The following is an 18,422-nucleotide window of genomic DNA, read 5'->3' as shown; positions in this document are numbered from 1 at the left end:
TACTTTTTTAGGCTACTTGGAATTTTCCCCATTTAAAGGGTCAGCCTTTCAATGAGTGTGAATTATTAGCGTACTGGAGACTGCCTCACTATTGTAAGCGCTTTCTTTGATGCGTGCTAGTTATAGATTTTTGAAATAAAGCTACCAACCATTTTTGAAAATATAGCATTAATTGTACAAAACAAAGGATAGATCATTTATCTACAGATCTCAATTCACACTCCTCTCTTTTTATCTTTCCAAGTACAAAAAAGGGCAGAGGAAAGATAGGTATTTTCCTACCTTCCTCTGTCCTTTTACCTGAGAGTTTAACTCCTTCGGTGGCCTATGGCTCTCTTCAGAGACGCGTCCAATTGTAGTCCTTTTACCTGAGAGATTAGTTCCTGCTTTTATAGGATTTGCTCCTTCGGTGCTAAACATTGTTTAGACTCTCCCACAATCATCATCCGCTGATATAAAGTTGTTTTAATAGTTGTATATTATCGGGTTTTAATGGATATTTCAATGATTATCTGAAAAAACTCTATTTTCTGAAATTTAAAAATGGACAAATTTGAACTTTATGATCAGTATATTTTAGAAGTTATTAGCTATGAAAAATCAAGCTTATTAGCAGCTTTTCTATGTTGCTAGGAATCCCAAACACGCTTATGTATAAGCAAAAATATCGGCATTGTCGATTGACAATTCGGCAAATTTAAAGCCGGGAGAGGACATAATATCTATAGTTTTAACATAATTGATGTATGGAAAAAGAGAAAATTCGAGACTCGTGAAATTCCTTGCAGCAGTAAAGATTGTCTAGGAGCTTCCTCCCTAAGTTCAGCAGTATTTTCAGAAGCCTTCTCTTCTTTAGCAACTTCCTCTTTGTCCCCACCACCAACTGTATTAGCTATGATGACAAATGCTAGAACCCATCCCCACCACTTCTTTGGCTTCTTTAGCTTGAGTTTCTTTTCCTTAACCATTTTAACCTTATACCCCCTTTATAGTTTTTCTGACGGACTGATGTAAACAAAAATAGAATAACATAATTTGGATCAATAGCGTTTATATTTATCATCACGTATTCATTCTCACAATGCTTGACGTGTTAACGAAACCATTCCCGATTTCATTTTTAACATCGTCAAACCGGGACTCTAATTTGGTTAGCATCTTCTTTTAAAACATATTCATAAATTATGATCAAATCTATATATACTTATTATTTGCGTATATTTCTTTTATAGATAGTAAGATATTTCACTAACAAATATTCACATCAAAAAAGGGAGTTGAATCTCAACTTAGCAAGTAAATATACCATCGAAAGTAGTTTTTCTTTAAAATAGAAAAAGTCATTGGAGTTCATAGCAACAATGACTTTATCATATAATCACTTTTCTAATATAAAAAAATGGAATGCATTAATCGTTAAATAGGAATAAAGAATGTCTTAAACAAGTTTTTTTAGTAAATCATACAATTTAAATATACTCGTTTTAATTCCTTTGGTTTAACAGATGTATAATAAGGCTTATAAAGAGAAAGTCCCAAGTACTTAAATAGATGCGCTGTATACCTGTAAACAATGCTCATAAAACCATAAAGTTTTTGAAAAATAATTTTCTTCATTCGCGGTCATTTCTTGATATTCAATTCTGGTAAAAAAAGAATGTACATTCAAAGCAACATCTGATTTAAAGTAAGGTGAACTTGTAGCAATCACTTCATCTGTTTCAACATTGCTGTATTCGTTTCTACGATTGATCATGTTTGGTTAGTACGGTTTCCAATATAGCTAAAATTTCTGGTGAATTGATCAATGTTTCGGCTTCTTCAATATAATACTTTTTAACGAATCAATATATTCTTAAGCATGGTGTAGCTCCGTACATTTCTTTAAAAAGACTCGTTAAGGACTTTTTATTCGCAAAGTAATAGAAAATGATACGAAAGAAAATTAAAGAAACAAGAAACATACTTTTTGCCCCTTTCTAAATATAAGTAGAAATTACGGGTGCTTTATGTGCCCGTATAATCGCACAGTTTGCGTCAACTCTACAATAGGCCTTAGAGAACTAACCAATGGTTTGTCATTGCGGTCTTGAGCTACTACTACGGCAATCTTTAGATTAGAAGTTCCTCTTTTTTTATCTTTTTCTCCTTTTTTTTTCGGTTTTCTATGTTTGATCACGCGGCGGCCTTTTAAAGACTAACGAAAAAATGTTTCATCACTCTCGACAATACTTTCTAATTGTTTGAAGCCGAGGCTACCCATTGCGTTTTACAGTGTACTTCCACAATGAACGCAACCTATACTTGAAGCAATCGAGCTTCACGTATAGATCTGAGCAATTTTTCAATTCTATCAGATTTTCTGGAAACAAAGCTTGTTTTATGGCCTCAAATAAAGCCAATTGCTTTGACTTAGTTGTTTGCTGAAACCTTCGTATACATTTTCCCACATCACTAAACGCCTCTATAAAACGGATGATATCTATGTTCAATTAGTAGGTGGAAAAAATAACAATCTATACTAAACAGCCTAAAAAAAAGACGGAGCTTTTTGCTCCGCCTGATTGCTAGAATATTTTTTTCTCATTCAGCTCGAGAGCTAATTCTTTAAAGAACTGTAGTGATTCTGGATTTCCCATGGAGTCTGCATTCACTACTTTATCAAACTCGAAACCTAATAACACTTTACGTATCGGGACTTCCATTTTCTTCCCGTTCAACGTTTTAGGAATTTGTTCAACGACATGGATTTGGTCAGGGATAAAGCGAGGGGACACATGCCCTCTGATTTGTTCCTTGATTTTTGCCGTCAATGCTGTATCCAGGCTATTACCGGGCTTAAGGACAACGAACAGCAGCAGTGAGGAACCGCGGCCAAGCACTTCCCTATCAATGACAAGGCTTTCCATCACCTCGTCGATCGCTTCGACGACCCGGTAGATATCGCTAGTTCCCATCCGTACACCAGAACGGTTGATGGTCGAGTCGGAACGTCCATAAATGATACAGCTGCCCTTGTCGTCGATCTTTATCCAATCACCATGTTTCCATATGCCAGGATACGTATCGAAATAACTCTCGTAGTATCTTTTCCCATCTTGATCATTCCAGAAATAAAGCGGCATGGACGGCATCGGTTTGGTAATGACCAATTCACCGACTTCATTAATCAATGTTTGACCATGCTCATCAAAGGCTTCCGCACAAACACCTAATGCCCTTCCTTGTATCTCTCCGATCCTCACGGGCAATGTTGGAACACCGCCCACAAATCCGGCACATACATCGGTCCCGCCACTGGATGAACTGAGCCAGATATCCTTCTTGACATTTTCATACACCCATTTATAACCGTCTCCAGATAATGGAACTCCAGTTGAAAAAAGAGCCCTCAATTTCGATAAATCATATTTTCCCAGGGGCTTGTTTCCTAACTTCAAGGAATTCGTAAGGAATGGTGCACTTGTTCCAAAGAAAGTCATGCCTGTATCTTGCGCCAATTCCCAAAGAACATCCCTATTCGGAAAAGAAGGACTGCCGTCATAAAGGACGATGATCCCTTCATTAAGCAAACCGCCCATAAGGAGATTCCACATCATCCAGCCTGTCGTCGTAAACCAGAATACGGTATCCTCGGAAGTCATGCCTTGATGGATTCTTGTTGATTTGAAATGCTCCAATAATATACCGCCATGCCCTTGTACAATCGGTTTTGGCATCCCGGTTGTACCTGATGAATAGAGAATCCAAAGAGGATGATCGAAAGGAACACTTTCAAAAGATAATTCTGCCTTTTCTTTTAATAGGTCATCCCAAGGAACTGTATCTGCCAGATTCACTTCCAAAATCTTTTTTTCTATGTAAGGAACCAGCACGGTATGCTTGACAGTGACCAATTCCTGTTTAAGCTGGGAGACGACCGATGTTTTATCATATACATTTCCATTGTACTGATATCCATCAACCGCCAGTAATACAACTGGTTCAATCTGTTTGAAACGATCTATGACGCTTCTTGCCCCAAAGTCAGGTGAACAACTGGACCAGATGGCACCTATGCTCACTGTTGCCAAGAAAGCTATCACCGCTTCGGGTATGTTTGGCATATAGGCACCAACACGGTCACCTGATTTCACACCAAGTTTCCTTAATGAATGGGCGACAGATGCCACTTTTTCTTTCAGCTCTTTCCAGCTAACCTCTTGCTGCCTGATATGTTCGGAACGAAAAAAAATCGCCGTTTTCTCTTCTTGATCATTCAATAATGCATTTTCAGCATAATTAAGCCTTGCCCCCTCGAACCATTTCGCACCTGGCATGGATTGCTCCGCTAAAACCCTGTCATATGTCCTGCCGGCTTTTACATCACAATAATCCCAAATTGAAGCCCAAAATTGCTCCAGTTCATCTACCGACCATTTCCATAATTCATGATAGTCATGAAATGTTAAATTTTTCTTTTCTTTTAACCATTTCACATATTGAGTCAATACCGTTTGCTCGATTTGTTCCTTTGTCGGTTCCCAAATGATTTGTCCATCTGTAAGCGATTTCATGCAATCATCTCCCTTAGGTATCAAATGCGTCATTGAATCATTTCATAATATTGGTAGTTTACTTAAATTGTAATCTATGAGTTTCAAAACTGTCAATTTACACTAAACTCAATTAGGCTCGTATTTATGTATGGGCAAGTTAATGGAGAAACATGTCCCTTTCCCTTGTACACTTGACACATGTACCGTACCATCCATGCTTTTGATAACGCTATATGAAACCATCATGCCCAATCCCGTCCCTTTATTTTTTGTCGTGAAGTAAGGCTCACCTAAACGGTATATCTGTTCCTGTGTCATTCCAATTCCCTGATCTTGGATTTTAATTTGGATGGTGGAGGCAGCACGAATTAAATCTATGTATATTTCGCCAGCATGGTCCATCGATTCTATGCCATTCTTTAGGATATTGAACAAGCACTGCTGGAATTTCTTCCTTTCCCCCATGATAGAATAAGCTCCATCTTCGATTAGTGATAACTTCAATTCTGTTCCATTATTGTTAGCAAGGGGTTTTATGCTGTTAACGACATGCTGAATTTCCTCCGATACCCTTAATCGCTCCGTGTTTTCAGGACTTATGGAAGCAAATGTCAAATAATCATTAATGACATCCGTGGCCCGATCCAATTCCTTCAGTGCAATATTTGCATATCTGACCTTTGTATGGGAAGAAACGTCTTCGCTTAACATTTGTATATATCCCCTGGTAACTGTAAGGGGATTTCTGACTTCATGAGATATGCTAGCAGCCAGATGACTAACGATTTGCAACTTTTCCGCTTTCACTAATTTTTCGAGAACCTGAAAATTAGTGAGGATGACCTCCCATAGTAAGATTACAACAACAATTCCAATGACTTGGATCGTGAAGTATTGTTTCCATAAACTTATGCCGATAGTAAGTTCAAATACTACTGTTGAAATAAACTGCGTGAGAATATGTACAATGAAGATTAATGATATACCGATGAGAATTTTTTTACTGACAGAGAGTTTCAAATAGTATTTAGATATAAAAAACAAGGAAACACCCACTAGTGGAAAAGTGATGCATGATATATAAAATCCATTATCACCCCCTGATAAATAGCGGATAACAAGAGTGATGACTATCAATATGATTCCTAACCGATAGCCTCCATATAAACCGCCTAATAGAAAAGGGATCCATCTAAGGTCCCAAACAAAATCATCTTCTATAACAACGGGAAATAACATGCATAGAACAAGTGAAAGAATAGGGAAAATCGATAGGAAGGATCCTTTTAATGCATCTAAACGATATACGTACTTCACTAGATAGCTCATTTGCAATAAAAAGATCGGAAAAAGGATAAGTAAAAAGTTAATCAGTAAATCTTTGGTCATAAGATTCATTTTTACACCGAACTTTCGATATTTTTCGAAGATTTAGACAGGCATATCAATCATATCAAGATAGAGAATGATAAGCTAGTTAAATTATTATGAGGAAATTAAAAGTTTCCTCTTCCGCCATCCAGGAAAGAATTTGAGGTAATGTTATATAAAAAATACCCGTTCTTAAAAACGGGTATTTTTTTCATATTGGTAAAACTGTTGAATTTTCTAAGAGAACAATTTTCAATTAGTATTAATGGGGAGATGTAAACTCTATTGATTAAATTATCGACTGATGGGTAAAAATGATCAGTCCACTGAATATCGCAATTTTTTTCTTCCAGAAAAGCGTCATATACAGAAACCCTTTTTAGATATAGAAGTGAGATGTTACAGTTCATTCACTCTTCTAGTTCTTGAATGTTTTCCCATCATGATAATAAAGTTCAGAACCTAGATGAACATTGTCATTTTCTTTCAATTTATGAATAAGCTCTTTACTTTTTGTTTTATCCATTTCTTTATACCAGGTTCCTTGTGGATATAGAATAGCGATCGGACCATGCTTGCATTGGCCGTTGCATAATGTTTTTGTTGTGTGAATCTCCTTTTGTAGTTCTAAGTTTTTCAATTCACCCCTAATCGTCTCTGTTACTTCTTCTGCTCCATTTTTCGTGCATGTTTTCCCGTTGCAAATTAATAGATGTTTGCTAACCCCATCTAAGTTCATATAAATTCCCCATTTCCTTTTTATTTGACCTCTATAGCAAATCGATGGCTATTGACTTTATCATAAAACTTAAATTCTCCTCAAATTTTTATCAACCTTAAACTCTATCGGACTAACCTGATGACAAGGTTTCCGGGTTTACTATCAACAAACGCATTATAAGAGTATTCAGACAGGTCGAATTTCAGAGAATAAACGCTATTTCCTTTTTCCACAGGATGTATGGAAACAATCAACGGCCAGGGTAATGATAAACCATACAAATTATAAACCATACCCCGGTAAAGTATATGTTACTCTAAAAGAAATCGTGCTACAATTCGCACGTTCTTTTTTTAATGTTATGGTACATGTCTGGATCAAATTCCACTTCAACGGTTCTTTTCTCTACACTACCTTCAATCGCTTTATTGCACCGCCCATAAAACATAAATAAGCCAAGCACCGATTCAGGGACTTTCTAATTCTATTTTCTCCCGAATTCCAGAAAAAATAAAGGTTCTATAAGTGACAGAGAATTGGAATAGGTTTAGCGGCACAAAATAAGAAAAATGAAGAAACTCTGTAGAGACTCATCTCCACAGAGCTTACTTCAAATCATCAGTTAGCTTTCAACTAGGGTAGCAGGGCACCTTCCCTTTGATTACGTGTGAATAGTACTTTTCGTGCCTCTTTTTATTTTGCAATTGAATCCATGTAACTCATTCAGTTGTTTGTTCTTAAGTTTGTGAATACCTGGTTTTTCCAACTTTGACTTTATAAATGTTTTGTTCTAGTTTCCCTACACTCTAGAAGTCTTACATGTGTATGGAAGAAAGACTACACCTTATAATGCCCTTAAAACGAAAACACAAAATAATGTTAGAAAAAGAATAGAAAAAACACTGAAACGATCATTTCAGTGCCATCAAAAAAATATTTGAATAAGAATTTAATAAAGAGCTGATTTTGCGAGCATGGTGATTGTTGCATCATCCATCGGAGGATTATGGAGTCCTGCGCGTACATCCCTATAGTAGCGTTGCAGGGGATTGTTTCGTTGTAAACTTTTGGCTCCGACGACTCTCATCGCTTTATCGACGATGGAGATCGATTTGTTGACGACCGATAACTTAACTGCCCCCAATTGCTTCGATAATTCATCATGATCTTCAGGCTGCCGCACCCATTTTTCTGCGACAGAGTAGAGGAAATGGTGTGCTTCACCCAATTCCAGTTCCATCTCCCCGATTGTACGTTGAACATTCGGAAGGTCCCTGATTGGTCCTGGCAAGCTATTCGGAGAATAGGTTTTCGCAAATTCGACTGCGTAATTTCTGGCAGCCACTGCGATTCCCAAGTAGCAAGCCGGTATATGTAATAGCCACGCTTCAGGTTTTCTTTTTTCACCAGGATTGCTTTTCATGACATAATACTTTTCAGGCAGGCTGACATCATTTAACACCAGATCATGACTTCCTGTCCCCTGCATGGAAATCATATCCCAAGTTTCTTCTATACTTACACCCTTTACATCACGATGAACTAAAAATGTGCCAAGTCGCTCATCCTCGGGAACCCATGCCGTTACGAGAAAAATATCAAGGACAGGAGAGAGTGTAGTAAAAGTCTTTCTGCCATTCAAATTCCATTGATTACCCTTTTTGATCGCGATGGTTTCCGGTCGGCCTCCGCGCGTCGGACTCCCCGTTCCAGCCTCAGATGCTGCCGTATTGATTAGTGCACCTTTCGACACTTCATCATACAATTCTTTCATGACTCCTTTTTCCCAATGTCTCTTTTCCGATAAGGAAAGTACCGTTCCGACATGCCAGCCTATTCCTAAGGCTGTTGGGCCGCAATATTGAGCTATTTTTTCTTGGCATAGGAGAAAATCATATAAGGAACCGCCATATCCCCCATGCTCTTTAGCTAATGTTAATTGGGGGTATCCGAATTCCTTTAACTCCTGAATGTTTTCATAAGGAAACCCCTTTGAATCATCAAGTGCCTCAGATCGGCCGGAAAACAACTGAATCGCGTCCTCTAATTTTTGTATATAGTCTTTTTGCTTCTGTGATTGAAAAAACGACATGAAGATCATCCCTCCTCTAGTAAACAAAAATCTTGAACCATCCAGCAGCAGATACAGAACGGCTAACTCCACTTTATCATATCACCTTAGTGTAGTTTATGGTTCGAATCTGCACATTAAGAGTCAATGTCTTCATTTTTATATTCTTTGTTCGCGTTCTTGTAAGCCTCCTTCGCCTGATCAATATTCTTGTTTTCTAGAAAGTAAGCTATCGCGGCTTGCCCGATTCCATAAGTGACGGCACCCGCTACCGCTCCGGAAACGACTAGACCAGCTCCTGGGATGAAACGGACTGCAGCCCTGACACCTTCCCTGACAAGGAGTCCAATGCCAACATTGATTCCTAACGCTGCAATGAATTCACTTGCCGTTTTCATGTTGATTTCTTTATCCGCGATAAAACCAATCACCACAATCATCAAACCTTGAATGCCGGTCAAAATGGGAAAATCGGCAAAAGGTATTGGTTCTGCACCTATTAAACCTGCGATTGCCGTAAACGTTCCCACTATCGTCCGTGCGAATTTTTTCTTTACGAATTGGCTCTGCATCGCTTTGGCTGTCTTCAGCTTCGCTTCACTGGGTAAGGCCTCAATTAAGTAATCAGAAAGCAAATCTATGTTCCAACGCATATCATATTCAATATTTCCGCTTTCATCAAAATCAATATACGAACAAGTAGGGATAATGTTCAAAAGTGGTATTTCACTCTCTTTAAATCGTTTTGACATCAAAGCGATGGCTTCATCAATATTCTTTTTTTTCTTAGGATTGGCATCAAAAGGTATTTGTTTATAATGTGGCGGATCTAATTCATCCACTTGTGTGACCACACAGATGACAGGTACATCATAATGGTGATTCTCTTTAACGATCTTGCGCAGCTTATTCAATTCTTGTAAGTCTTCTTCAATACGTGAATCCGCTTCTTTTGCTTTAATCAAGAAAAGAAACACATCAGGCTGTTCTTCAGTCACCGCTTTTATCAATTCATCCAATGGTGTATCTTCTTCGAACTCTTCCGTAGGAGCTTCACTCTCACCCAGCCCGCGTGAGTCCAGTAAACGAATTTTGGGTTCGGCATCACTCGGGTACCATAACCATTTACCCTTACCCGTTCCAGATTTAACGGAACTGACATATTGCCGTTCCTGACCAAACATCGCATTGATCAGTGAGGATTTTCCAGACCCTCTTCTACCGACAAGAGCAATTCGCGGTTCCCTTGCATCAACAGTCATCGTTTTAAGCTTTAAGAGCTGGTCGAGCATTTTGGTCTTTTTCGATTGTGAAATTGGGAGTTTATCTACCTGGCCTTTAATGAAACTGAATATGCTTCCCATTTCATCTTGTTTTTCCGCCATCACTTATTCCCCCTTTTTTAGAAGTGTATTAAGTAACATTTACCCTTGAACGATTCAATTTAAGCATGTAACTTCATTCTACTTGCAAATTAAGGGGCTCCATTTTGGTCTAATCATTTAACTCTTTTCTTTTAAGAACATAACGACACTGGCCATGTATTTTTGAATTTCCTGGACTTGAAAGGCCGCAGAATCCGCAATCTGTTTGTAATGATGCTGTCCTTCATCGGTTATTCGTAAATACCGTTTAGTTCGTTTTTCACTTTCCCACCTGCCGACAAGTAGGCCGTTCTCTTCCATTTCATGAGATAAATCGTATAAATAGCCATTTGAAGCGATCCAGCCGAACTGATTTTTAAGCAGATCGCCAATTTCCCCCATATAAATGGGTTTCTTAGTGAAAGCGGCTTTTAAAGTTACATAACGGACAAGGTCCTTCACCGATATTATTTTCGAGAAATAAGACCTGTATTCTTCTGGAAGCTCATTTACAACCGGTGGGTTTTCACCAGATCCCCTTAAATCGAACATGAAGCGATCAATGACCTTTTTCACTTCGGAAAACCGTTCCAGGAAATTTTCTTGATACCATATGTAAAGCTCTTTGCCTTTTTCCGTTATTTGAAAATAATTTCTTCCCTTATTCGTATATAATGATAAATGATTGGATTCGACTAGCGTATTCGATATTTTACATAAATAGTCATAGCTATGCACTTTTCCAGTGAACGTATTTTTCAGGTCCTGATGAATCGCCCTTGGATAATTCGCTTTTATCCTCAAAGAGTGAAGTAAGAAAATCGTTAAAAATTCGCGCTGGCTCAACCCCACGGTTTCTACCGTCGCAGACAGTTTCTCCCCTTTCTTCACAGTCATTCCCCCCTTAATACTGTATATAATTAAATATTTCTTCCTTCCCCTTATTATCCTGTGCTGCCACATAATAGTAAAGTTTTTAATGCCAAACTGCCTAGTACTAATTTTTTGGATTCGATCTATTGTGGGATAGGAGAATTCCGAATATTCTGTCGAGGTTTATTGTGAAATAGTTTAAAACAAAAAAAGAAACGGCCTATGATAAGGCCGTTTCTTTTTTTGCTTACTGTTCCGTTAAAATGATCGGATCTTCTTTTGTAATGACGAGGGTATGTTCATATTGGGCGGAAAGCTTTCCATCTGCCGTTCTCGCCGTCCAGCCGTCTTGGTCCATTTTCATATGCCATGTTCCTGCATTCAGCATAGGCTCAATCGTGATGACCATGCCCTCTTTTAAACGGGCACCTTTACCTGGCTTACCATAATGTAGGACGGTAGGGTCCTCGTGCATGGTTTTGCCGATTCCATGTCCTGTAAAATCGCGGACAACAGAAAACTTTTCACCTTCTGCATAAGACTGGATTGCATGCCCAATGTCCCCGAGACGATTTCCTGCCCGTGCAACTTCAATGCCTCTATATAAAGCATTCTTGGTTACATCCATTAAGCGCCGAGCTTCTTCGGAAACTTCTCCGACTGCATATGTCCAAGCTGAGTCCGCCAAACCGCCGTTAAGGTTCACCACCATATCGATCGTGACGATGTCTCCCTCTTTTAGGGCTTTCTTTTGCGGAAACCCGTGACAAATCACATCATTCACTGAGGCACATGTTGCATATTTATAGCCGTTATAGCCCTTTTGTTCAGGTGTAGCACCATGCTCTGCCAAATATTGATCGACAAATTCCTCGATTTCCCAAGTCGTGATACCCGGTTTTATCATTTTTGCAATTTCTCTATGCGTCGCAGCAAGAAGTTTGCCCGCTTCATGCATCAAATTTATTTCTCGTTCACTTTTAATGGTTATCATGTAAAATCCTCTTTCGTTTTATAACTTATCTGCTTGAGACTCCTTATTTATCATATGCCTTTTTTTATATAAAAAGCAACCAAAAACCCGGTAAAAATCACCGGGTTGATTAATTCATGAAATTTTCTGTACCTGTAATTCTGATAAAATAAGCAAAATTACAAAAGCCTAAAAAGGATCCAGCGATTACTTATTACGCGATTGAATATTCCAGGGGTGAATTAACTGGAACATGATAATTACCCTGTGACTTATGGTCTTAATAATTCTATATAGGCCCGTGTGTATTAATTGGGTACAGTTTCCCATTCATTGCAAATGAAACTCTTCCTGTTTCCTCTGATACTACCAATACAAGGGCATCACTCCGTTCAGATAAACCCAAAGCAGAGCGGTGCCGTGTTCCCAGTTTCTTTCCCCCGGTTGACATGTCTGAAAGCGGAAGGACATTTGCTGCGGAAACAATCTGATTTTGACTAACCAAAACGGCACCATCATGCAGTGGATTTCCAGGAAAAAAAATCGATTCCAATAAAGAATGGGTTAACTCCGCTCCTATAGAAATACCGGGTTGAATCAATGAATCAAGGGGATCTCCCCGTTGAATCACAATCAACCCGCCATGTCTCAAATTCGATAAATTTTGAACGCAAGTTGATAATTCGGGATATTTGTCCGTAAATGGTGACAAATAACAGTTTAGATAAAATGTTGCTGCTTTCATATCAATGTATATGAATTTATCCTTTATTTTCTCGAAATTTCCAAGAAGACAATAATTTTCATCACCCATTGCTTCTAAGTTATCCTGTAATGCCGATATTACTTGGCTTATCTCCTCTTTTAACGTTTGTTTCATTGGTGAAAAATCACAATGTCCATTTTTCACAGGCATGCACCTCCCTTTAATTATTCTACTCTTTTTTTGAATAGATCTTAATTCCCACTAAAAGACCATGCTTATTTTCCCTAGCTCTATTTATCCCTTTTTACATTAATAATTATGAATGTACTTAAAGTTTGTCTTCACGATAATTAATTATTCATCTTTACTATAAATCAGCAGTGACTTCACATTTTTTTATGTCATATGGACAAGGTAAGAGAATAGATATATTAATGACCTGTTGATAGATATCCTATAATAAGAGGTGGTATTAGATGCCTTATGTAACAGTATTAGACCAAGGAACGTTTGAAGTTGAAATGGGAAAAAAATTAGTATTGGCATTGGAAGATAACGGGATAAATATTCTCCACCGATGCGGTGGGAAAGCTAAGTGTACAACTTGCAGAGTGGAAATATTGGCAGGTGATTTTTTGGAGGTTACACATAAAGAAAAAAAGGTCTTTGAGGAAAAAGGAATGGAAGATCATTTGCGTTTATCTTGTCAAATTTACGTGAATGGAGACATAACAATTCGGCCGATCAAAACGGTTGAGAACTCTGGACTTCCTGCTGGACCAAGGCCTGAAGACTAAATGTTTCATAAAGAGTGTAGTTTGATCAAAAAACATCAAAACGACTAAAAATATTTTTTCTAGTCGTTTTGATGTTTTTTATCTTTAGCTAAATGATTTACTTCTTTTCCATGACCGCAAAGTAATTATCTTCATTATCAGCAAAATTGAAGACTCTTCCAGATGGCATATTTACAAGTTCTCCCACTTTGATATTCTTCTCCGAAAAGTCTTTATATAATTCATCAAGATTATCCGAGTAAAACATTAATGAAGGTGTAGCAAGATTTAATTCAGGCTGCATTTTAGCAATGAATTCCTTATTATGCAGGATGATACTCGTTTGTGCATCCTTTGTTGGTGCTATTTCAATCCATCTTAACCCTTGGCCGTTATCTTCTTCAGAAATTACGCTAAATCCGAATTTTTCCGTCCAAAATTTCAATGACTCATCTTGGTTATTAACGTATAACATAATTTGACCGACTTTATTAATCATTGGCTTCTCTCCCTTTCTGCTGGTTCCGTTATTAATTTGAATCATTTATGTATAAGCATCATGCTGGTTGGGAAAATATAACTGATTAAATCGTATAATAAATGAAAGATTTAATCAATATTTACAAAAATTGAATTTTTCCTCTTTTGGGAAGGTTTTTGAAAACCAACACAATTGTTTATGGGAAGCGGATATCTCTTACGAACTTTGCTTAATTGTTTCTTCTACATATTCCAAGAAATCTGCATGTGCCGGATTCCCTTCCAGATGTTGAGCTACCACAGTCAATGGCATTATAACTCTATCTCTCTTTTTGGAGTAAAGAACCGTCTCTGTTTTAATGCCCCTATTCACTTCATCAAGTGCAGAAGAAAAATGATATACAGAATCATATTCATACCATTTATAATCTTGATTTATATTCCTTTTTATAACTTCTCCAATATACGCACCTATCCTTACCACAAAATTATCAAAATGATTCTTTAAAAGTTCCCTACCCATTTGAGTAGTGCTTAATCTTTTCGTATAAGCATCTATATAACGAATGCTTTCAATAGTAAAATCTAAATTTCTCTTTGTTAGGTTCTCTTGATCCCAAGTGTCAACTGACACATCCTGATACATTAATTTCGCAATGCCTTTTAAATCATTTTTTATTAATTTAGTTTTATTTAATGAACCGAACATATGACATTTCCCCTTTTTACTTTATCTATTGGTTAATTATACATTAATGGAATTGCTCCATTGTTTATAAAAAAAGCTATGCATTCTTTATATTCAGGAATTTGCAGGACTTTTCGATTTTTCACAGAACTTTTATACAGAGTATTGATCAAAGGAGAGTGAAATGGTGGTTCTTTCGAAAGAGGGTTTGTTAAATATATTGGAAGGCAACAGGAGATTGACGTTGCGGGTGGTTGAAGCTTTCCCTGAAAAGGAATTATTTCATTATACACCGGCCGGGAAGCTTCGCCCTTTCGCAGAGATGGTTAAAGAAGTCATGAACATTGAGACTGGATATATGCGTGGAATTGCACTGGGTATTTGGGAGTTTCCAGAATCCTTTACCGTAATTTCCACCAAAGAAGAACTCGTATCAGCATGCGAAGCAGTAAGGGATGAGACGAGGAAATTGTGGGAGGAAATGACCGAGGAAACGCTTGGAGTGGTTGAAAAAGATCCTTTTTTCGGTCCCTCACAAAGCCACTTTGATAGACTTCAATATGCCCTGGAAAATGAGATCCACCATAGGGGACAGGGTTATATTTATCTTAGAACCCTTGGAATTGAACCACCGGAATTTTTCGTAAGGTAATCATGCATTAAGTAATAAATTGGGAGCAATGAAAAATAAATAAGAAAATAGGAGTGAGATACATGTCAGTTGATGCATATCTTAATTTTAATGGGAATTGTCGACAAGCAGTAGAGTTCTACGCAGAGGTTTTTGGAACGGAACAACCAAATATCATGACCTTTGGGGAAACACCGCCTAATCCGGAATTTCCCCTTCCAGAAGAAGCGAAAGATTTAGTCATGCATACAAGGCTTACTATTAATGGTAGTAATATCATGTTTTCAGATACTTTTCCTGGTATGCCTTTTGTAGAAGGAAATAATATCAGCCTTGCATATGTCGGTAATGATGTGGAGGAAATTAAATCGATCTTTAACAAACTAAGTGAAGGCGGCACGGTTGGTCTAGAGCTGCAGGAAACATTCTGGAGTAAAATTTACGGTCAGTTAACCGATAAATTCGGAATCCAATGGCAATTTAACTTCGAAAGCTGAGAAACCAAATTTGGATATAGGACTTTTCACGGTTGAAAAGTTTCTATATCCTTTTGTATTTCCATCACCATGAGAAGGATATTGTAACAAGCAAAGGATTAAGGGGATTAGTTAAATGATCGGTTGGAAAACACAAAACACAACCTAACTTTACATCATTATCTTGGTTCAGGATAAAAGGTGTATAGTGAAAGGGTACTTTCAAGGTATTTAATCTTATCTTATCGAATCAATTCTCATTTCCATGATCATATAGCAAGGATGAAAACAAAAAAGGAGAAAAATGATGAAAAACAAAATTCAAAAAATCACAACTAACCTTTGGTTTGATTCACAAGCCGAAGAGGCGGCAAAGTTCTACACATCCATCTTCGAAAATTCTAAGATCGGAAGAATCACTAGCTATGGAAATGAAGGAAATCAAATCCATGGAAAGACAATGGGTTCAGTGATGACCGTGGAATTTGAATTGGAAGGACAAACATTCGTAGCATTAAATGGCGGTCCGCAATTCAAATTCACAGAGGCAATATCATTTATCATCCATTGCGAGGATCAAAAAGAATTGGACTATTATTGGGGGAAACTCTCGGAAGGCGGAGATGAAAAGGCGCAAGTGTGCGGTTGGCTGAAAGATCAATTTGGTGTGTCATGGCAAATCATCCCAGAAAGTCTAACCGAGATGGTGAACGACTCCAATCCTGAAAAATCGGAAAGAATGATGAAGGCGTTGCTCCAAATGAAGAAAATTGACATTAAAACTTTAGAGCAGGCGTATCAAGGATAAGTTCCAATAAACAACATTCTGATTAGGCAGAAGGGTGAACGATTTTAAAATAGTTAAAGCCTAATTTCTCGGTACTTGTGAAATTAGGTTTTGATATTTACCAAAGTAGAAAAGAAACAAATGGCATAATGATCTAGATGGTTTTTAAGGGAGAAATAAAATGATGGACAAAATATATACAACACCACTTCAACTTGGCAATGAAATAATTGAAAGAAAAATCCGCTATGACTCTTTAGTTGTAGAACATACCTGTATGCTATTAAACGCACAAAATCATCATGTCGTGCTTTTTCATGAAATCATGGATGCGTTCACGATGAAAGCGGGTCCCATAGAATTAAACATACCCATTGGAAGTTATACGATAGCTTATTATTGGAAAGACCGCCCTTATAATTTATACATTTGGAGAGATAATGAAGGCAATTATTTAGGTTCCTATTTTAATATTGTAAAAAATACATATATGGCGGATAAGTTGTTATCCTTTGAGGATTTGATCATTGATATCATGGTGCTTCCGGATGGGTCACATTTTATTTTGGACGAGGAAGAGTTACCTGTGCCCTTAGAGCAATTTGAGAGGGGTTCTGTTAAACAAGCCTTAAACTCTTTACTTGATTCCATTGATATCCTTCTTTCACAAATCATTGAGGAATCCGGGAAACTCTATAAACATAACGACCTCCTTCCATGGTTGAACAATAAATGACAATCGTTTTGATTCTTTGAACTCCGCAAAAGAGGTAGCATTATCATGAACAAAAAGCCTACTTCATTCAGTAGGCTTTTTGTTCCCCTCACTCACCATCAGCTTGAGCCGATATACTGTTACCAAGCTCCTCAATGTTCTTAGATACCTTTGCACTGTATGAGTAGTCACCGTAGCAATATGGGTACCGAAAATTATCCTTGTCCCCGCCGCAATCATAGAGCTTGGGGTTCTTTTCGACCTGAAGCATGGAGAACTTCTTCGCAAGCTCTTCATTATGCTTGCCCCCTTCATTCGCCACGAAATCAATATAACCAATACCCATGTTATATGCTTGAATGATCGTGGCAAAATCCACACCCTTTTCATTGCCATATTCATTGATCCTCTTAAAATGTTTCACCCCATACTTAATGCTTTCCGTTGGATCTGTGATTGTATTTGGATCAAGACCCGCTGACTCAGATGCCTGCATTGGGTCACCGCCCCGTCCTCGGCTTTCCTGCTGCATCAAAGCAATCAATGTCGAAGTATGCTCCTCAAGTCCGTATTTAGCCAACTCCCCTTGAAGGAGTGAGCTATACTTTTTTACGTTCGCGAAAGAATCAAGCGTATTTACTGATGTGGAAACATTTTCGGAATAGGGGGTTTTCATGATCTCCTTAATGAGCAAAAATCCAAAAATCAGGATGAAAATGGTAAAAACTTTCTTTGATTTCTTACGTTTCTTCTTCTTCACATTCCCTCTCCGATATCTCTAAGTTAATATATTTATATCTTAACAAATAGTAAGACTAATAACTATTTAGAATACCCAATAAAACGTTTTGCAAATGAGATTACCATGCATATTTTATCAAACAATGAGACACCCTATTGGTTGGAGGTGAAATGTATGGACAAGAAGAATGAAAAAGAAGAAATCCTTGATGATAAAAAGAAAAAATATAGAAACGAGTTTGGGGCAGATCCGGATGAACAAGAAATGAATGGTCTGTATGGTATGTTGGAAACTGAATATGAAGATAAGCTTCATGATAAAGAAAAGTAACGATTGGTTTCTTTAATGTTTGTTAAGCGCCTTAATATGGCGTTTTTTTATGAGTTCCGTTACTATTCTAATGGTTCGCATTTCGTTTCATAATGTACTGATTTTTAAAATTTGAATTCATTTGGTCATAAAATAAAAGGATACGATTAAAAAGGGAGTGACCTAATACTGTCACTCCCT

The 18,422-nt window shown here is 37.6% G+C and carries 18 protein-coding genes, 1 pseudogene and 1 riboswitch; of the genes and pseudogenes, 6 read left to right on the top strand and 13 right to left on the bottom strand.

All coding sequences use genetic code 11. The features are described from left to right. Window positions 1-346: 346 nt before the first annotated feature. Window positions 347-446: riboswitch (glycine riboswitch) on the bottom strand. A 276-nt stretch (window positions 447-722) separates the two neighbouring features. From ACJ9PY_RS12480 to cdaS, 10 genes and pseudogenes are all read right to left on the bottom strand, one after another. Then, a complete protein-coding gene (locus ACJ9PY_RS12480; protein WP_411740149.1) occupies window positions 723-968 on the bottom strand; it encodes a hypothetical protein in 246 nt (81 codons plus the stop codon). Between the two features lie 1,112 nt (window positions 969-2,080). Next, window positions 2,081-2,452: pseudogene (locus ACJ9PY_RS12475) on the bottom strand (IS1595 family transposase); the annotation flags it as partial. A gap of 115 nt (window positions 2,453-2,567) precedes the next feature. Then, window positions 2,568-4,556: an acetoacetate--CoA ligase gene (locus ACJ9PY_RS12470; protein ID WP_411740148.1), complete on the bottom strand. Its 1,989-nt coding sequence runs from the start codon at window positions 4,554-4,556 to the stop codon at window positions 2,568-2,570. A 108-nt stretch (window positions 4,557-4,664) separates the two neighbouring features. Then, on the bottom strand, window positions 4,665-5,855 hold the full coding sequence (locus ACJ9PY_RS12465; RefSeq protein WP_268592690.1) for a sensor histidine kinase: 1,191 nt from the start codon (window positions 5,853-5,855) through the stop codon (window positions 4,665-4,667). Window positions 5,856-6,327: 472 nt separating this feature from the next. Next, window positions 6,328-6,648 (bottom strand): (2Fe-2S) ferredoxin domain-containing protein, encoded by a 321-nt coding sequence (locus ACJ9PY_RS12460; protein ID WP_057277663.1) that lies wholly within the window; start codon window positions 6,646-6,648, stop codon window positions 6,328-6,330. 931 nt (window positions 6,649-7,579) lie between these two features. After that, window positions 7,580-8,722, bottom strand: coding sequence for an acyl-CoA dehydrogenase family protein (locus tag ACJ9PY_RS12455; protein WP_411740147.1), 1,143 nt, complete (start codon window positions 8,720-8,722; stop codon window positions 7,580-7,582). Between the two features lie 116 nt (window positions 8,723-8,838). Further along, window positions 8,839-10,086: a GTPase gene (locus tag ACJ9PY_RS12450; RefSeq protein ID WP_411740146.1), complete on the bottom strand. Its 1,248-nt coding sequence runs from the start codon at window positions 10,084-10,086 to the stop codon at window positions 8,839-8,841. A gap of 117 nt (window positions 10,087-10,203) precedes the next feature. Then, window positions 10,204-10,962, bottom strand: a complete 759-nt coding sequence (locus tag ACJ9PY_RS12445; RefSeq protein ID WP_411740145.1) for a helix-turn-helix transcriptional regulator — start codon at window positions 10,960-10,962, stop codon at window positions 10,204-10,206. Window positions 10,963-11,185: 223 nt separating this feature from the next. Next, window positions 11,186-11,932: a type I methionyl aminopeptidase gene (gene map / locus ACJ9PY_RS12440; RefSeq protein WP_057277666.1), complete on the bottom strand. Its 747-nt coding sequence runs from the start codon at window positions 11,930-11,932 to the stop codon at window positions 11,186-11,188. Window positions 11,933-12,200: 268 nt separating this feature from the next. Continuing rightward, window positions 12,201-12,827, bottom strand: a complete 627-nt coding sequence (gene cdaS, locus ACJ9PY_RS12435) for a sporulation-specific diadenylate cyclase CdaS (protein WP_411740144.1) — start codon at window positions 12,825-12,827, stop codon at window positions 12,201-12,203. Between the two features lie 266 nt (window positions 12,828-13,093). Here cdaS and ACJ9PY_RS12430 point away from each other — a divergent pair, with 266 nt between their 5' ends. Then, the gene (locus ACJ9PY_RS12430) at window positions 13,094-13,414 is read left to right on the top strand and encodes a 2Fe-2S iron-sulfur cluster-binding protein (RefSeq protein ID WP_095678412.1); all 321 of its coding nucleotides are present in this window, start codon (window positions 13,094-13,096) and stop codon (window positions 13,412-13,414) included. A 97-nt stretch (window positions 13,415-13,511) separates the two neighbouring features. Here the strand turns inward: ACJ9PY_RS12430 and ACJ9PY_RS12425 are convergent, their stop codons facing one another. Beyond that, window positions 13,512-13,892 (bottom strand): VOC family protein, encoded by a 381-nt coding sequence (locus ACJ9PY_RS12425; protein WP_053535009.1) that lies wholly within the window; start codon window positions 13,890-13,892, stop codon window positions 13,512-13,514. 198 nt (window positions 13,893-14,090) lie between these two features. After that, window positions 14,091-14,582 (bottom strand): hypothetical protein, encoded by a 492-nt coding sequence (locus tag ACJ9PY_RS12420; RefSeq protein ID WP_411740143.1) that lies wholly within the window; start codon window positions 14,580-14,582, stop codon window positions 14,091-14,093. Window positions 14,583-14,745: 163 nt separating this feature from the next. On the opposite strand from ACJ9PY_RS12420, the gene ACJ9PY_RS12415 reads away from it, so the two are divergent. The 4 genes from ACJ9PY_RS12415 (at window position 14,746) to ACJ9PY_RS12400 (ending at window position 17,191) form a co-directional block, all read left to right on the top strand. Then, window positions 14,746-15,213, top strand: coding sequence for a DinB family protein (locus ACJ9PY_RS12415; RefSeq protein ID WP_411740142.1), 468 nt, complete (start codon window positions 14,746-14,748; stop codon window positions 15,211-15,213). A 62-nt stretch (window positions 15,214-15,275) separates the two neighbouring features. Beyond that, window positions 15,276-15,689: a VOC family protein gene (locus ACJ9PY_RS12410; protein ID WP_048686391.1), complete on the top strand. Its 414-nt coding sequence runs from the start codon at window positions 15,276-15,278 to the stop codon at window positions 15,687-15,689. A 286-nt stretch (window positions 15,690-15,975) separates the two neighbouring features. Next, window positions 15,976-16,476, top strand: a complete 501-nt coding sequence (locus tag ACJ9PY_RS12405; protein ID WP_089362193.1) for a VOC family protein — start codon at window positions 15,976-15,978, stop codon at window positions 16,474-16,476. A gap of 163 nt (window positions 16,477-16,639) precedes the next feature. After that, window positions 16,640-17,191, top strand: a complete 552-nt coding sequence (locus tag ACJ9PY_RS12400; RefSeq protein ID WP_411740272.1) for a DUF402 domain-containing protein — start codon at window positions 16,640-16,642, stop codon at window positions 17,189-17,191. An 88-nt stretch (window positions 17,192-17,279) separates the two neighbouring features. Here ACJ9PY_RS12400 and ACJ9PY_RS12395 read toward each other — a convergent pair whose 3' ends face one another. Beyond that, on the bottom strand, window positions 17,280-17,930 hold the full coding sequence (locus tag ACJ9PY_RS12395) for a lysozyme family protein (RefSeq protein ID WP_034311999.1): 651 nt from the start codon (window positions 17,928-17,930) through the stop codon (window positions 17,280-17,282). A 156-nt stretch (window positions 17,931-18,086) separates the two neighbouring features. On the opposite strand from ACJ9PY_RS12395, the gene ACJ9PY_RS12390 reads away from it, so the two are divergent. Further along, the gene (locus ACJ9PY_RS12390) at window positions 18,087-18,242 is read left to right on the top strand and encodes a DUF4021 domain-containing protein (RefSeq protein ID WP_082609346.1); all 156 of its coding nucleotides are present in this window, start codon (window positions 18,087-18,089) and stop codon (window positions 18,240-18,242) included. Window positions 18,243-18,422: the final 180 nt, after the last annotated feature.

This window comes from Peribacillus sp. S4, from assembly GCF_046715815.1.
In the GTDB taxonomy this organism is placed as follows: Bacteria; Bacillota; Bacilli; order Bacillales; family DSM-1321; genus Peribacillus; species Peribacillus frigoritolerans.
The sequence above is the reverse complement of the archived record's forward strand: the minus strand, read 5'-3'. Positions and strand labels throughout refer to the sequence as shown.

Excerpts from the sequence above, each read along its gene's own strand:
- ACJ9PY_RS12480 (WP_411740149.1), bottom strand. The coding sequence starts at position 968 with ATGGTTAAGGAAAAGAAACTCAAGCTAAAGAAGCCAAAGAAGTGGTGG.
- ACJ9PY_RS12470 (WP_411740148.1), bottom strand. The coding sequence starts at position 4,556 with ATGAAATCGCTTACAGATGGACAAATCATTTGGGAACCGACAAAGGAA.
- ACJ9PY_RS12460 (WP_057277663.1), bottom strand. The coding sequence starts at position 6,648 with ATGAACTTAGATGGGGTTAGCAAACATCTATTAATTTGCAACGGGAAA.
- ACJ9PY_RS12455 (WP_411740147.1), bottom strand. The coding sequence starts at position 8,722 with ATGTCGTTTTTTCAATCACAGAAGCAAAAAGACTATATACAAAAATTA.
- ACJ9PY_RS12450 (WP_411740146.1), bottom strand. The coding sequence starts at position 10,086 with ATGGCGGAAAAACAAGATGAAATGGGAAGCATATTCAGTTTCATTAAA.
- ACJ9PY_RS12445 (WP_411740145.1), bottom strand. The coding sequence starts at position 10,962 with ATGACTGTGAAGAAAGGGGAGAAACTGTCTGCGACGGTAGAAACCGTG.
- map (WP_057277666.1), bottom strand. The coding sequence starts at position 11,932 with ATGATAACCATTAAAAGTGAACGAGAAATAAATTTGATGCATGAAGCG.
- cdaS (WP_411740144.1), bottom strand. The coding sequence starts at position 12,827 with ATGCCTGTGAAAAATGGACATTGTGATTTTTCACCAATGAAACAAACG.
- ACJ9PY_RS12430 (WP_095678412.1), top strand. The coding sequence starts at position 13,094 with ATGCCTTATGTAACAGTATTAGACCAAGGAACGTTTGAAGTTGAAATG.
- ACJ9PY_RS12425 (WP_053535009.1), bottom strand. The coding sequence starts at position 13,892 with ATGATTAATAAAGTCGGTCAAATTATGTTATACGTTAATAACCAAGAT.
- ACJ9PY_RS12420 (WP_411740143.1), bottom strand. The coding sequence starts at position 14,582 with ATGTTCGGTTCATTAAATAAAACTAAATTAATAAAAAATGATTTAAAA.
- ACJ9PY_RS12415 (WP_411740142.1), top strand. The coding sequence starts at position 14,746 with ATGGTGGTTCTTTCGAAAGAGGGTTTGTTAAATATATTGGAAGGCAAC.
- ACJ9PY_RS12410 (WP_048686391.1), top strand. The coding sequence starts at position 15,276 with ATGTCAGTTGATGCATATCTTAATTTTAATGGGAATTGTCGACAAGCA.
- ACJ9PY_RS12405 (WP_089362193.1), top strand. The coding sequence starts at position 15,976 with ATGAAAAACAAAATTCAAAAAATCACAACTAACCTTTGGTTTGATTCA.
- ACJ9PY_RS12400 (WP_411740272.1), top strand. The coding sequence starts at position 16,640 with ATGGACAAAATATATACAACACCACTTCAACTTGGCAATGAAATAATT.
- ACJ9PY_RS12390 (WP_082609346.1), top strand. The coding sequence starts at position 18,087 with ATGGACAAGAAGAATGAAAAAGAAGAAATCCTTGATGATAAAAAGAAA.